The sequence below is a fragment of the Streptomyces kronopolitis genome, from assembly GCF_050953795.1.
In the GTDB taxonomy this organism is placed as follows: Bacteria; Actinomycetota; Actinomycetes; order Streptomycetales; family Streptomycetaceae; genus Streptomyces; species Streptomyces kronopolitis_A.
Genome location: NZ_CP191850.1, coordinates 4,823,497 through 4,837,137, shown reverse-complemented (window position 1 = coordinate 4,837,137; position 13,641 = coordinate 4,823,497). Strand labels below are relative to the sequence as shown.

The following is a 13,641-nucleotide window of genomic DNA, read 5'->3' as shown; positions in this document are numbered from 1 at the left end:
GATCACACAGGCCGCCCTCCGGCGGCGACCGAGGAGTCGTAGACGTGCTGGAAGAGGTGCAGCGCTGGCTGGGCGCCCGGTCCTGGTCCGCCGCGGACCGCCCGCTGGAGCAGCTGCTGGAGGCCAAGCGCCAGACGGGCCGGACGGTCAGTGTCGTGCTGCCCGCGCTCGACGAGGAGGCCACCGTCGGCGCGATCGTGACGACGATCCGTGACGCCCTGATGACGGGCCCGCTGCCGCTGGTCGACGAGCTGGTGGTGCTGGACTCCGGCTCCACCGACCGCACCGCCGAGGTCGCGGCGGCGGCCGGCGCCCGGGTCGTGCACCGTGACAGCGTCCTGCCGCGGCTGCCCTCCCTCCCCGGCAAGGGCGAGGTGCTGTGGCGCTCCCTGCTGGCCACCACCGGCGACATCATCTGCTTCATCGACGCCGACCTGCGCGAATTCTCCGCCACCTTCGTCTCCGGGATCGTCGGCCCGTTGCTGACCGACCCGGACGTCCAGTTCGTCAAGGCGATGTACGACCGCCCGCTGGAGACCGGCCCCGACCGCACCGCCGCGGGCCAGGGCGGCCGGGTCACCGAGCTGGTCGCCCGCCCGCTCCTCAACCTCCACTGGCCCCAGCTGGCCGGCTTCGTCCAGCCCCTGGGCGGCGAGTACGCGGCCCGCCGCTCCCTCCTGGAACGCCTCCCCTTCCCCGTCGGCTACGGCGTGGAGCTCGGCCTGCTCGTCGACGCCCTGCACACCGTCGGCCTCGACGCCCTGGCCCAGGTCGACGTCGGCGTCCGCAAACACCGCCACCAGGACGGCCAGGCCCTCGGCCGAATGGCCGCCGCCATCTACCGCACCGCCCAACTCCGCCTGACCCGCGGCCACTTGGTCCGCCCCCGCCTTACCCAGTTCGACCGCGGCGAACACGGCTTCGTCCCCCGCACCACGGATGTGGACACCGAGGAGCGCCCCCCGATGACCGACATCCCGGAGTACACCTCCCGCCGGGCGGCGTGAGGGTCACGCCCTTGGCCGCTTCCGTACGTTTGGGTGGTTCTGTGGCGGGTTACTTGTCGCGACATGGTGTCCGAGCGCAGTGCAGTGCAAGCAGGTGCCGAGGTTCTTGTCGCATCGAATCGTGGGCCGGTGTCGTACGGCCTCGGGGAGGACGGGACGCTCACCGCCAAGCGGGGCGGGGGCGGGCTGGTGTCCGGGTTGTCGGCGATCGGGCAATCGACACGCGGCGCGGAGCGCCTCGATGAGGGGCGGCGGTCGGGAGACGGGCGGGCGGATGCGGTGTGGGTGTGTGCCGCGCTCGGGGAGGGTGACCGGGAGGCCGTGCGGCGGACGGGTGGGGTGCTGGCGGCGGAGGACACCGGTGGACAGCGGGTCCGGATGCTGGACATTCCGGCCGAGGTGTACGCCGCCGCCTACAACGGGGTCGCGAACTCGGTGCTGTGGTTCGTCCATCACATGCTGTACCAGACGCCGCTGGAACCCGTTTTCGGCGCGGAGTTCCGGGCCCAGTGGGCGGCGTACGAGACGTACAACGCGGCCTTCGCCGACGCGCTGGCCGAGAGTGCAGCCGAGGGCGCGGCCGTGCTCGTGCAGGACTACCACCTGGCGCTGGTGCCCGGCATGCTCCGTGAGCGCCGTCCCGACCTGCGGATCGCGCATTTCTCGCACACGCCGTGGGCCCCCGCCGAATACTTCGCGATGCTGCCCGACGACGTCCAGCGGCAGCTGGCGCTGGGGATTCTCGGCGCGGACCGGGCGAACTTCCTCACCCGGCGGTGGGCCGAGAACTTCCTGGCCTGCGCGGAGACGGGGCTCGGCGGGCAGTGCGAGCGGGTGCGGCCCGAGGACGGGTCGCCCGGCATCGTCGCGCTCGTCCCGGAGCGCAAGGCGCACACGACCTGGATCGGCGTGCACGGGCTCGGCGCCGACGCCGCGTTCCTTCGCGAGCGGGCGCACCGCCCCGACGTCGAGGAGCGGATGACGGCGCTGCGCGCGCAGATCGGCGGGCCGGACCGCAAAACCATCGTCCGCGTGGACCGCACCGAACTCTCCAAGAACATCGTGCGGGGGCTGCTCGCCTACCGGCAGCTGCTCGCCGACCGCCCCGAGTGGCGCGAGCGGGTCGTGCACCTCGCCTTCGCCTACCCCTCCCGTCAGGACCTCGCCGTCTACCGGGACTACACCGCGGAGGTCGAGCGGGTGGCCGGGGAGATCAACGCCGCGTACGGGACGGCCGGGTGGCAGCCCGTCGTCCTGCACGTCAAGGACGACTTCGCCCGCTCGCTGGCCGCCTACCGGCTCGCGGACGTGGCGCTCGTCAACCCGATCAGGGACGGGATGAACCTGGTCGCCAAGGAGGTCCCGGTGGTGTCGGACGCCGGCTGTGCGCTGGTGCTGTCGCGGGAGGCGGGCGCGCACGAGGAGCTGGGCGCCCACGCGCTGACCGTCAATCCGTACGACGTCACGGGGACCGCCGAGGCGCTGCACGAGGCGCTGTCGATGGACGAGGGCGAGCGGGCGGCGCGCAGCGAACGGCTGGCCGCGGCGGCGACCGCGCTGCCGCCCGCCCGGTGGTTCCTGGACCAGTTGCGGGAGCTGGGCGGCTGAGCCGCGGTTCCGGACGAGCCGTCCCGGGCCTGCGCGGTCCGGAGGCCCCTGCCCGCGGCGTGCGCCGGGGCAGGTCTAGCGTGGTGGCCCGTGACAGTGACAACCCTTTCGGCGGGTTTGCCCCGGGCCACCGCGGGGCGGCTGGCCGACAGCTGGCAGCTCGATCCGTACGCGCTGGTGCTGGTGCTCGTACTGGGCGGCCTCTACGCGTGGGGCGTGATGCGGCTCGCGCGGCGCGGTGAGCGGTGGCCGGTCGTCCGGATCGCGGCGTTCGCGGGGATCGGGCTGGGCGCGATCGTGGTGGCGACGATGTCCGGGCTGGCGGTCTACGACCGCGAGCTGTTCTGGACCGCCGCCGTGCAGAACGTCGTGCTCGATCTGATCGCCCCGCTGGGCCTGGCGCTGGGCGACCCGCTGGCGCTGGCGCTGCGCGCGCTGCCGGATCATCGGCCGGCCGCCCGGCGGCTGCGCGCGGCGCTCTCCGGGCGCGTGCTGCGGCTGCTGACGTTCCCGCTGGTCAGCACGGTACTGGTGCTGTCGTCCGAGCTGGCGATCTACTTCACTCCGTACTTCCCGACGGCGCTGCGGCACGGCTCGCTGCACGAGATCATGTATCTGCAACTGCTGGTCACCGGAAGCCTCTTCGTGCTGCCGATGCTCACCCGCGCGCAGCTGCTGCCCGCCTGGTGCAGCCACCCGGTGCGGGCGCTGCTGGTCCTGCTCGACGGGCTCGTGGACGCCGTGCCCGGCATCGTCGTGATGACCAGCGGCACCCTGATCGCGGGCGGTTGGTACGCGTCGCAGCACCGGCCCTGGGACCCCAGTCCGCAGCAGGACCAGATGATCGGCGGCGGGCTGATGCTGACCCTCGCCGAGTTGGTCGGACTGCCGTTCCTGATCGCGGTGTTCGCGGAGTGGGTGCGCTCCGAGCGCGGGCGGACGGCGGCGCTGGACGCCCGGCTGGACCGCGAGCTGACGGTGGTGGGCGGGGCGGCCGCGGCGGATCCCGCCGCGCGCCCCGAGCGGTCGGACGGAGCACAGGTGCCGGGCGCGCCGCAGGCTCCGGCCGCCCCGCAGCCCGAGCTGACGCGCCCCTGGTGGGAGACGGACCAGGGCACGGTGGGCGAGCGCTTCCGGCAGGGCGGCGGGCGTTAGCCCCCGCACGCCGCCAAAGGGCGGTCGCGGAGGCGGCCCGCCACTACGGCGTGCCGGCCCCGCGCTCGTCCAGCCGGTCCGCGAGGGCGCCGAGCAGGCCGACGACTCCGGCCGGGCCGTCGACCACCAGGTCCGCGCGGTCGGCCAGTTCGGTCACCTCGGCGCTGCCGCTGCACACCAGCACGCCGGCCGACCCGCCGGCCCGGAGCCGCTCGACGGCGTCGAAGGCGGCGAGGTCGCCGAGGTCGTCGCCGGCGTAGAGGACGGTGGTGGCGCCGGTCTCGCGGACCCAGTCGGCGAGCGCGACGCCCTTGTCCATGCCCGGCGGGCGGAGTTCCAGGACCAGCCGGCCGGGCTCGACGATCAAGCCGTGGCGGGCGGCGAGGGCGGCGAGCGGGGCGCGCAGCCGGTCGAAGGTGCCCTGCGGGTCGGGGGCGCGGCGGGTGTGGACGGCGAGGGCGCGGCCGCCCTTGCGCTCGACGGCGGTCGCGGTCCAGCTGCCGTGCCAGAGGTCCGAGGACTCCAGGACGCCGGGGAGTTCGGCCTCCAGCGCGGCGACGCCGGGGTGCGGCGGCGGGGCGTTCAGGGCCCCGGTGGACGCCTCCCAGCGCTCGGCGCCGTAGTGGCCGAGGACGGTGAGGTGGTCCAGGCCGGGGACGTCCGCGAAGCCGCCGAGGCGGACCGCGACCGCGGCCGGGCGGCCGGTGATCACGGCGGCCGCGCGCAGCCGGGGCACCAGGCGGCCCAGCGCCGCGACGGCGCCGTCATGGGCCCGGGCCCGCTCCGGGTCGGGGACGATCCCGGCGAGGGTGCCGTCGAAGTCGAGGGCGATCACGGCGCGTTCCGGGTGGGCCAGCAGCGCGGCGAGGCCGTCGCGGCCGGCGGGGGTGTGCGGCCTCGGCACCGGCTCGGGGTCGGGGTCCGGCGAGGACTGCGGCGCGGCGTTCGGGGGGCTGCCCATGCGCCGACCCTACCGGCGGGCGGCGGGCGGCCGGGGGCGGCTCGGCCGGAGGGGCGCCCGCCCGGGCGGGCCGGGCGGCGCCGTCAGCGGCGGGCGCGGCGGGCGGCGCGTATCCGGCGCAGGCGGTGGATCGTGCCGGGGTCGTGGCGGAGCGCCCGGGGGTCGTCCAGCAGGGCGTTGAGGAGCTGGTAATAGCGGGTCGGGGAGATGCCGAGCTGTTCGCGGATGGCGCGCTCCTTGGGGCCGGGACCCGGCCAGGAGCGGCGCTCGACGGCGAGCACCGCCTCGTCCCGGGCGGTGAGCCCCGGGGAGCCCTCATCGGGCCCGGGCCCGCCGAGCCGCTGCTCGTCGCCCGGGCCGCCCGTCTCCGCCGCGGCGTCCGTCATCACGCTTCCACGATAAGCGCACCGTCCGACAGCGCCCGGCCCGCCGCCGCGGCGGGCGGCCGCCGGCGCCGCTGTCCGCCCCTGGTCATTCCGCGGCGTTGTCGGCCGCGTCGGCGGTGTTCTGGATCTCGGTGAGTACCCCGGACGGGTTGCCGTTCGGATGGACCGCGGCGCCCATCTTCGCCTTGACGGTCTTGGAGACCAGCGGCCAGGAGGTCTTGTCGGCCGGGTAGAACTCGGCGGCGGCGAGCTGCTGGAGGAAGCCGTGCATCTTGGCGAACGCATCGTCCGCCTGCATCGACTGGGAGGCGGAGGTGGTGACGGGCAGCAGGCCGTATTCGCCGGAGAACTTCTCGACGTTGCGGTCGCTGTAGACGTAGTCGAGGAACTTGCCGGCCTGCGCGCGGTGGCCGTTCTGCTTGAACGCCATCATCCAGTCGGCGACGCCCATCGTGGCCTTGGCCTTGCCCTTGGGGCCGGGCAGTTCGACGGTGCCGTAGTCGACGCCCTTGGCCTCGGCCTGCTTCATCAGGGTGGGATGGCCGTTGAGCATGCCGACGTCGCCGTCCGCGAAGGCCTTGAACGCCGCCCCGCGGTTGAGCTTGGCCGGGTCGGTGCCGGTCAGGCCCTTGCCGACGAGGTCGTCCTTGAGCCAGGTGAAGGTCCGGACGTTCTCCGGCGAATCGATCGTGTACTTGCCGATGCTGTCGGTGTAGCCGCCACCGCCGCTGAGCAGCCACATCAGCGTCTCGGCCTGGGTTTCCTCGGGGCCGAGCGGCAGCGCGAACGGCAGCTTGACGCCGTGTGCCTTCAGCAGCTGGGCGTCGTGGGCGATGTCGTCCCAGGTCTGCGGCGGGCCGCTGATGCCGGCCTGGGCGAACAGCTTCTTGTTGTAGAAGAGCCGCCGGGTGCTGGCGCCGAAGGGCAGTCCGTACTGGACGCGCTTGTATTCACCGGCCTCCTCCAGGGAGGGCGTGAAGTTGGCCTGGGTGGGGATGGAGAGCAGCTGGTCGGCGCTGTAGAGCTTGCCCTTGGCGGCGTAGTCGGCGTACGCGCCGATCTGTGCGAGGTCCGGGGCGTGGCCGGCGTCGACCATGTCCGCGACCTTCTTGTCGACGTCCGTCCAGCTGTAGACGTGGACATCGACCGTGATGCCGGGGTGCTTCTTCTCGAAGCCGCGGGCGAGCTCGTCCCAGTAGTGCCGGGAGTCGTTGGCCTTGCCGCTGCCGTAGTCCGCCGCGACCAGCTGGAGCGTGACGTCGCCGCCGGAGCCGCTGCCGCAGCCGGTGAGAGTCACCGTCATCGTGGTGGCGATTGCCGCTGCCGTCAGGCCCAAGTACCGCCGCTGCACTGCTGTTCCGCCTTTTGTTCTGTGTTTCCGCGCTTGCCGGGCCGCGGCCCGTCGCCGCGGGGTCTCCCCTCACGCGGCATGAAGTACGAGTCTCTCCCGAGCCCTTTCGGAGGTCTACACCACCCCCCTCGTTCCTCCCGCGCCCCGGCTTCCGGGTGGCCCGCCGGACGCGATCCGTCCGGCGAGTGGACTAGACCTTTCAGGCCGGATCGCGCGAAACTGTTCCCGTGAGACACGTCATCGCCCTTGATGTGGGCGGCACCGGCATGAAAGCCGCCCTCGTCGGGGTGGACACCGCGACCGGCGGTCAGGCCGCCGCCGGTGCGCCCGTACTGCTCCACGAGGCGCGGCGTCCCACCGGCCGCGAGCGCGGGCCGGACGCCGTCGTCGAGACCGTCCTCGGCTTCGCCGCCGACCTCCGCGCGCTCGGCGCGGCCCGCTACGGCGCCCCGGCCGCGGCCGCCGGCGTCGCCGTACCCGGCATCGTCGACGAACGGGCCGGCCGGGCCGTCTACGCCGCGAACCTCGGATGGCGGGACGTCCCGCTGCGGGCGCTGCTGTCCGAGCGGCTCGGCGGGGTGCCGGTCGCCCTGGGCCACGACGTGCGCACCGGCGGACTGGCCGAGGGCCGCATCGGGGCCGGACGGGACGCCGACCGCTTCCTGTTCGTCCCGCTGGGCACGGGGATCGCCGGCGCCATCGGCATCGGCGGGCGGATCGAGGCCGGAGCGCACGGCGGCGCGGGCGAGATCGGCCACCTCGTCGTCCGGCCCGGCGGGCCCGAGTGCGGCTGCGGCCGGCGCGGCTGTCTGGAGGCGGTGGCCTCGGCCGCGGCGGTGGGCCGGGACTGGGCGGCCGCCTGCGGGGACCCGCTGGCGGGTGCGGCGGACGCGGCCATGGCGGTGGCGTCCGGCGACGAGCGGGCCCGTGCCGTGTGGCAGCGGGCCGTCGACGCCCTCGCCGACGGCCTGGTGACCGCGCTCACCCTGCTCGACCCGCAGATGCTGATCATCGGCGGCGGACTCGCCGAGGCCGGCGACACGCTGTTCACCCCGCTGCGGGAGGCCGTCCGCCGGCGCCTGACGTTCCAGCGGCTCCCCTCGATCGTTCCGGCGGCCCTGGGGGACGCCGCCGGGTGCCTGGGCGCAGGGCTTCTCGCCCGGGATCTTCTCTCCACGGAGGTAACCGCCTGATGGCTCAGCAACAGTCCGTGCCGCGGCCCTCGGGCCCCGGGCGCACCGTCCTGGCCGGCGCCCGGATCGCCCGGCCGTCCGGTGTCGTCGAACGCGGCCGGATCGCCGTCGAGGGCGGCCGGATCGCCGCCGTCCACAGCCGTGACGCCGACCTCGGCCGGAACGGGGACGCGCCGGCGGCCGACGTCATGGACCTGTCGGGCCATCTGATCGTCCCCGGCTTCGTGGACATGCACGTCCACGGCGGAGGCGGCGGTTCCTTCTCCTCGGCCGACCCGGAGGAGTGCCTGACCGCGATCGCCACCCACCGCCGGCACGGCACCACCTCGATGGTCGCCTCCACCGTCACCGGCGAACTGACCGACCTGGCCCGGCAGGCCGCGGTGCTCGCCGAGCTGGTCCAGCAGGGCGAGCTGGCCGGCATCCACTTCGAGGGCCCGTTCATCTCCCCGCACCGCTGCGGCGCCCACCAGCCGGAGCTGCTGCGCGACCCGGACCCGGCCGAGGTCCGCCGGCTCCTCGACGCCGCGCGCGGCACCGCGTCGATGATGACCCTCGCCCCCGAACTCCCCGGCGGCCTGGACTCGGTCCGCCTGCTGGCCGACGCCGGGGTGATCGCCGCCGTCGGCCACACCGACTCCGGCTACGACGCCACCCGCCGGGCCATCGAGGCGGGCGCCACCGTCGCCACCCACCTCTTCAACGCGATGCCCACGCTGGGCCATCGCACGCCCGGCCCGGTCGCCGCGCTCCTGGAGGACGAGCGGATCACCGTCGAGCTGATCAACGACGGCACCCATCTGCACCCCTCGGTCCTCCAGCTGGCGGTCCGGCAGGCGGGCGACGGGCGGGTCGCGTTCATCACCGACGCGATGGGCGCGGCCGGGATGAGCGACGGGATGTATCCGCTGGGCCCGATGCGGGTCGAGGTCAAGGACGGCGTCGCGCGCATCAGCGAGGGACCCACGGCCGGTTCGATCGCCGGCTCCACCCTCACCCTGGACCGCGCCTTCCGGCGTGCCGTCACCGTCGACGGCCTGACGGTCGACCAGGCCGTACAGGCACTTTCGGCCACCCCCGCCCGCCTCCTGGGCATCGACGGCCGCACCGGCTCCCTGAGCGACGGCAAGGACGCCGACCTGGTGGTGCTGGACGACGCCTACGCCGTGGTGGGGGTCATGCGCCGGGGCGAGTGGCTGGTGCACCCGAGGAAGGGCTGACGACCGGGCCTCCGGGCGACGGGGCGGGCGGGCGTCCGGCTACCCGGAACCGCCGCCGACCAGGTCGGCCGGACCGGGTCTGGGCCAACGGCCGCCCGCGATGGCATGATCGCTCGCGCACTTGTCCGTATGCACCGCCGCGCGCGGTCACCCGACGCCCGGCCGCCCGGCCATGACTGCCCGGAGGGGCGACCATGATCCTCACGGTCACGCTGAACGCCGCCCTGGACATCACCTACCGCGTCCCCCGACTCAGCCCGCACACCACGCACCGGGTCACCGAGGTGTCCGAACGCCCCGGCGGCAAGGGCCTGAACGTCGCCCGGGTGCTGGCCGCGCTCGGCCACCGCACGGTCGCCACCGGCTTCGCGGGCGGCGGCACCGGCGAGGCGCTGCGCGCGCTGCTCGCGGAGACCGAGGTCACCGACGCCCTGGTCCCGGTCGGCGGCGCCACCCGCCGCACCGTCGCGGTCGCCGACACCGCCACCGGGGACACCACCCAGCTCAACGAGCCGGGCCCGGTCGTCACCCCCGCCGAATGGGACACCTTCCTCGGCACCTACCGCGAACTGCTGGGCGGGGCACGGGCGGTGGCGCTGTGCGGCAGCCTGCCGCCGGGCGTCCCGGTGGACGTCTACGCCCGGCTCACCCGGGCCGCGCGCAGCGCCGGCGTCCCGGTCCTGCTCGACACCAGCGGCGAACCGCTGCGCCGGGGCCTGGCCGCCCGGCCCGACCTCGCCAAGCCCAACGCCGAGGAACTCGCCGCCCTGACCGGCAGCACCGAACCCCTGCGCGCCGCCCGCGACGCCCGCCGCCGCGGCGCCCACGCGGTGGCCGCCTCACTCGGCCCGGCCGGCATGCTCGCGGTCACCGCCGCCGGCGCCTGGCAGGCCACCCCACCCGGCCGCCTCACCGGCAACCCCACCGGCGCCGGCGACTCGGCGGTCGCCGGCCTCCTGTCGGGCCTGGTGGAAGACCTCTCCTGGCCCGACCGCCTCACCCGCGCGGTCGCCCTCTCCGCCGCGACCGTACGGGCCCCGGCAGCGGGCGAATTCGACCCGGCCACGTACGAGGAAATGCTGGCACGCGTGGTGGTGACGGACCATCCGACGGCGGGGTGAGGGAGGGCCGGCAGCCGCCCCTCCTCACCCCGCAGCGCGACAGCCGTGTCACGGACCCCAGACGGCGATGCTCTTGACCGGCCACGGGGTCTTGGCCGAGTAGTGGCCGTTGGTCAGGTCGAAGCGCTTTCCGTAGCATCCGGAGTCGCTGTAGAAGGTCACCCGGTGCCTGTTCTGGTTGGACACCGACCGGACGTCGCCGTGGAATCCGTTGCACCCCGACGTGGGGCTGACCACGGAGTACGCGTGCCCCCCGAAGTTCGGCTGGGACCACCCGCAGATGTTGCCCTTCGGGCACTTGGCGGCCGCGTCAGCGGTTCCCACGGTGACCGGCAGAGCGGCCAGCAGTGCCGCACCGGTCAGCGCTAATGCACGCATCTTCATACGTCATCTCCCTTGATCAGATGGACTGTTGCGATCAGTCGACCATGATCAAGAGAACGACGGCAACCCACTTCCGGGCGGGGACGAGACGACACCACCGGCTCCGGGGCGACCATCGCCGCCTACTGCTTGGCGCCACCCCGCTGCAGCCACACCTGGTCCAGGTTGGCGTTGCACTGGTTGCCCTGCCCGCAGGAGATATCGATGGTGTTGGTGCCCTTGTTCAGGGTGACGGGGGCCCAGGTGGTCTGCCAGCCCTTCTCCCAGTCGCCCTTCGCCGAGTGGATGAAGTTCTTCAGACCGAGGGGCTGAGGATTGGGCTTGTCGTTCACCGCCAGCGTGGCGTTGGCGTCCTCGCCCGGGATGCCGTAGCGCACGTAGAGCCGGTAGTCGCCCGCCTTCGGGGCGTCCACCGTCCACTGCACCTTCGCTCCGACCTGGTTGAAGCCGGCGACATACGAACCGCTCGCCGAGTGGGAGCCCTTGACATCCTTGGCGGTCGCCGTCCCGCCGTCCAGACGCAGCGCGCTCGCGTCCTCCTTGGGCAGCTCCCCCGGCTTCTTCTTCCCCGGCTTCTTGCCGCCCGGCTCGACCGAATCGCCGGCCGCCGGGCCCGACTTGCCGGCCTCGTCGCCCTTCGAGTCCTTGCCGTTGGTGAGCATCGCGACGCCGATGCCTATGCAGACCACCGCGACCACCGCGACGGCGCCTATCAGCAGGCCGTTGCGGTTGCGGCGCGGCTCGGGGCCGTCCGGGGCCGGGGCGCTGCGGGTGCGGTCGCCGCCGGGCAGCGTCTCCGGCGCGGCGTAGTGGGCGTTCTGCTGCCCGTACGTCGTCGGCTGCTGCGGCGGCTGGCCGTACTGGCGCTGGCCGACCGCGCGCACCTGGTTGTAGGACGTCCGCGGAATTCCCGGCTGCCGCGTCCCCGCACCGGCGCCCGCCGAGCCCGGTGCGCCGCCCTCGCCGCCTTCCGAGCGGTAGAGGTAGGCGAACGGGTCGTCGTTCTCCGGCGTGTCCGCGCCGTTGTTGCCGGCCGTCATTCCGTGTCACTCCCAAGCGATCTGTGCGCGTCTGTCACGCGTCTCTACGCGTTCGCAGGCATCTTCTGCGCGAACTGTCTTTCGGGCCCCGGCGGCGCCGCGCCGCATCGGCGCAGCCTACCCCGTCGACACGCCCGCACACCGAGCCCGGCGGGCCACAAGATCGCTACGGATCGGTGAACTGCTGGTACGGGGGCCATGGCACGGCGGGTGTGAGATACGCGGCACCGTGCACCGGCGGCGCGCTGCGGGCCCCGCGACGGGCGCCGCTCAGCCCGCGGCGCGCCGGTTCGCCTTCGAGCGGGACCGCTTTTCCACGTACATCCGCTGGTCGGCCGACTCCAGCACTTCCTCGGCCGTCATCCCGCAGCTCGCCCAGCCGATGCCGAAGCTGGCGCCCACCCGCACCGCCCGGCCCTCCACCCGGATCGGCGGGATGATCGCGTTGCGCAGCCGTACCGCGAGGTCCTGGGCGTCGGCCGTGCCGAGGCCGTCGGCGAGCACCACGAACTCGTCGCCGCCGAGCCGGGCGACCGTGTCGCCGTCGCGGACGCCGCTGGTCAGCCGCCGGGCGACCTCTATCAACACGGCGTCGCCGGTGTTGTGCCCGAAGCGGTCGTTGATCGATTTGAAGCCGTCGAGGTCGCAGAAGAGGACCGCGAGCCCCTTGGAGCCGTCGTCGGCCGGCCCGTCCGCGGGGGCGACGAGATGCACATGGTGGTCGAACGGCGCCGGAGCGTTGCCCTCGAAGCCGTCGATGCCCTCGAACGGCTCCTTGCCGTCCACCCGGAAGCCGTGCGGATCGATGCCCAGGCCGCCCGAGGAGGCGTAGGCGTCCGCCATCGACGCCGGCGGCAGCGAGCACAGCCGGGCGCCGAGGCGGGCCCGCAGCTCGGCGCTGTTGGGCAGCCCGGTCAGCGAATCGTGGCTGGCGCGGTGGGCGAGCTGCAGCTCGTGCCGCTTGCGTTCCTCGATGTCCTCGACGTGGGTGAGCAGGAACCGGGGACCGTCGGCGGTGTCGGCGACGACGGAGTTGCGCAGCGAGACCCAGACATACGTGCCGTCGCGGCGGGCCAGCCGCAGCTCGGCGCGGCCGCCCTCGGCGGAGGTGCGCAGCAGGGTGCCGATGTCCTCGGGGTGGACGAGGTCGGAGAAGGAGTAGCGGCGCATCCCGGATGCCGGACGACCCAGCAGCCGGCACAGCGCGTCATTGGTGCGCAGCAGCCGTCCGTGCTGGTCACCGCCCATTTCGGCGACCGCCATCCCGCTCGGCGCGTACTCGAACGCCTGCCGGAAGCTCTCCTCGCTGGCCCGCAGCGCCTGCTGCTCGCGCTCCAGCCGGACCAGGGCGCGCTGCATGTTCGCCCGCAGCCGGGCGTTGCTGATCGCGATCGCGGACTGGAAGGCGTACATCTGGAGGGCTTCCTGCCCCCAGGGGCCGGGGCGCCGGCCGTTGCGCGGCCGGTCGACGGAGATCACCCCGAGCAGCTCGCCACCGCCGTTGGCCGCGGTGTACATGGGCGCCAGGAGGCGGTCCATGGAGTGCCACTCGTCGGGGAAGCGGGGCGCGGGCCCGGCCGTGTGCCACTGGGGTACGTCGTCGTCGTCGAGCACCCAGCCCTCGGTGTGCGGGATGAAGATGAGGTCGCCCCAGCGCTCGCCCATGGACAGCCGGCGGTCCCAGGCCGCCCGGGAGCCGACCCGTCCGGCCATCAGCGCCTCGGCGCCCGCGCTGCCGGCGACCGCGGCGACCACGAGATCGCCGTCGGGACGGACGAGATTGACCGCGGCCAGCTCGAAGCCGAGTCCGGTGATCGCGCCGTCGGCGACCGTCTGCAGGGTGTCCGCAAGGCTACGTGCGGTATTCAGCTCCGCGACCACTTGATGAAGCTGCCGCAGGGTCGCAAGGCGGACGTATGGCTCCGACTCGGTCTCCATCGTTCGCTCTCCCCGAGACCTCGACAGCAAACTCCACGATTCTTGTCGTCCGATTCCACGCTCACTGAATCACAGTGAGCTGTTCACTCGGTACACAGGGTCAACAATTAGCGGCTGCTGTGACTCAAGTCACAAACCGCGAGGGACGGTTGGCGATCTTCCACATCACCCGCAACAGAAGCGCGCCTTCACCCTTTCTACACTTCCTGAACGCAAATTCCGAGCGTTCCGGGATTCCGCCGTCAGACCTAGGACGCGAGTGGTCCGGGGGCCCGAT

Annotated in this window: 12 protein-coding genes; 6 read left to right on the top strand and 6 right to left on the bottom strand. The window is 73.7% G+C overall.

The features are described 5' to 3' along the window. The first annotated feature begins 44 nt into the window (after positions 1-44). From ACQP17_RS21465 to ACQP17_RS21455, 3 genes are all read left to right on the top strand, one after another. Positions 45-1,007, top strand: a complete 963-nt coding sequence (locus tag ACQP17_RS21465; protein WP_433857721.1) for a glucosyl-3-phosphoglycerate synthase — start codon at positions 45-47, stop codon at positions 1,005-1,007. Between the two features lie 63 nt (positions 1,008-1,070). Next, positions 1,071-2,615: an alpha,alpha-trehalose-phosphate synthase (UDP-forming) gene (locus ACQP17_RS21460; protein ID WP_433857720.1), complete on the top strand. Its 1,545-nt coding sequence runs from the start codon at positions 1,071-1,073 to the stop codon at positions 2,613-2,615. A gap of 96 nt (positions 2,616-2,711) precedes the next feature. Beyond that, positions 2,712-3,770, top strand: coding sequence for a cytochrome c oxidase assembly protein (locus ACQP17_RS21455; RefSeq protein ID WP_433859964.1), 1,059 nt, complete (start codon positions 2,712-2,714; stop codon positions 3,768-3,770). 43 nt (positions 3,771-3,813) lie between these two features. Here ACQP17_RS21455 and otsB read toward each other — a convergent pair whose 3' ends face one another. The 3 genes from otsB to ACQP17_RS21440 form a co-directional block, all read right to left on the bottom strand. Next, positions 3,814-4,731, bottom strand: coding sequence for a trehalose-phosphatase (otsB, locus tag ACQP17_RS21450; protein WP_433857719.1), 918 nt, complete (start codon positions 4,729-4,731; stop codon positions 3,814-3,816). A gap of 83 nt (positions 4,732-4,814) precedes the next feature. Continuing rightward, positions 4,815-5,117 (bottom strand): DUF3263 domain-containing protein, encoded by a 303-nt coding sequence (locus ACQP17_RS21445; protein ID WP_433859963.1) that lies wholly within the window; start codon positions 5,115-5,117, stop codon positions 4,815-4,817. Positions 5,118-5,202: 85 nt separating this feature from the next. Further along, on the bottom strand, positions 5,203-6,468 hold the full coding sequence (locus tag ACQP17_RS21440; RefSeq protein WP_433857718.1) for an extracellular solute-binding protein: 1,266 nt from the start codon (positions 6,466-6,468) through the stop codon (positions 5,203-5,205). Positions 6,469-6,695: 227 nt separating this feature from the next. Here ACQP17_RS21440 and ACQP17_RS21435 point away from each other — a divergent pair, with 227 nt between their 5' ends. From ACQP17_RS21435 to ACQP17_RS21425, 3 genes are all read left to right on the top strand, one after another. Beyond that, complete coding sequence (locus ACQP17_RS21435; protein ID WP_433857717.1) at positions 6,696-7,661, top strand: ROK family protein; 966 nt, start codon at positions 6,696-6,698, stop codon at positions 7,659-7,661. Then, on the top strand, positions 7,661-8,881 hold the full coding sequence (nagA, locus tag ACQP17_RS21430) for an N-acetylglucosamine-6-phosphate deacetylase (protein WP_364879321.1): 1,221 nt from the start codon (positions 7,661-7,663) through the stop codon (positions 8,879-8,881). Before ACQP17_RS21435 ends, nagA begins: the two co-directional genes overlap by 1 nt. Positions 8,882-9,075: 194 nt before the next feature. Then, a complete protein-coding gene (locus tag ACQP17_RS21425) occupies positions 9,076-10,002 on the top strand; it encodes a 1-phosphofructokinase family hexose kinase (RefSeq protein ID WP_433857716.1) in 927 nt (308 codons plus the stop codon). Positions 10,003-10,050: 48 nt separating this feature from the next. Here ACQP17_RS21425 and ACQP17_RS21420 read toward each other — a convergent pair whose 3' ends face one another. The 3 genes from ACQP17_RS21420 to cdgB all read right to left on the bottom strand — a co-directional run bounded on the left by ACQP17_RS21420 (position 10,051) and on the right by cdgB (position 13,364). After that, positions 10,051-10,386, bottom strand: a complete 336-nt coding sequence (locus ACQP17_RS21420; RefSeq protein WP_433857715.1) for a peptidase inhibitor family I36 protein — start codon at positions 10,384-10,386, stop codon at positions 10,051-10,053. Between the two features lie 122 nt (positions 10,387-10,508). Beyond that, a complete protein-coding gene (locus tag ACQP17_RS21415) occupies positions 10,509-11,426 on the bottom strand; it encodes a carbohydrate-binding protein (protein ID WP_433857714.1) in 918 nt (305 codons plus the stop codon). A 270-nt stretch (positions 11,427-11,696) separates the two neighbouring features. Continuing rightward, positions 11,697-13,364 (bottom strand): diguanylate cyclase CdgB, encoded by a 1,668-nt coding sequence (gene cdgB, locus ACQP17_RS21410; RefSeq protein WP_433857713.1) that lies wholly within the window; start codon positions 13,362-13,364, stop codon positions 11,697-11,699. Positions 13,365-13,641 lie beyond the last annotated feature (277 nt).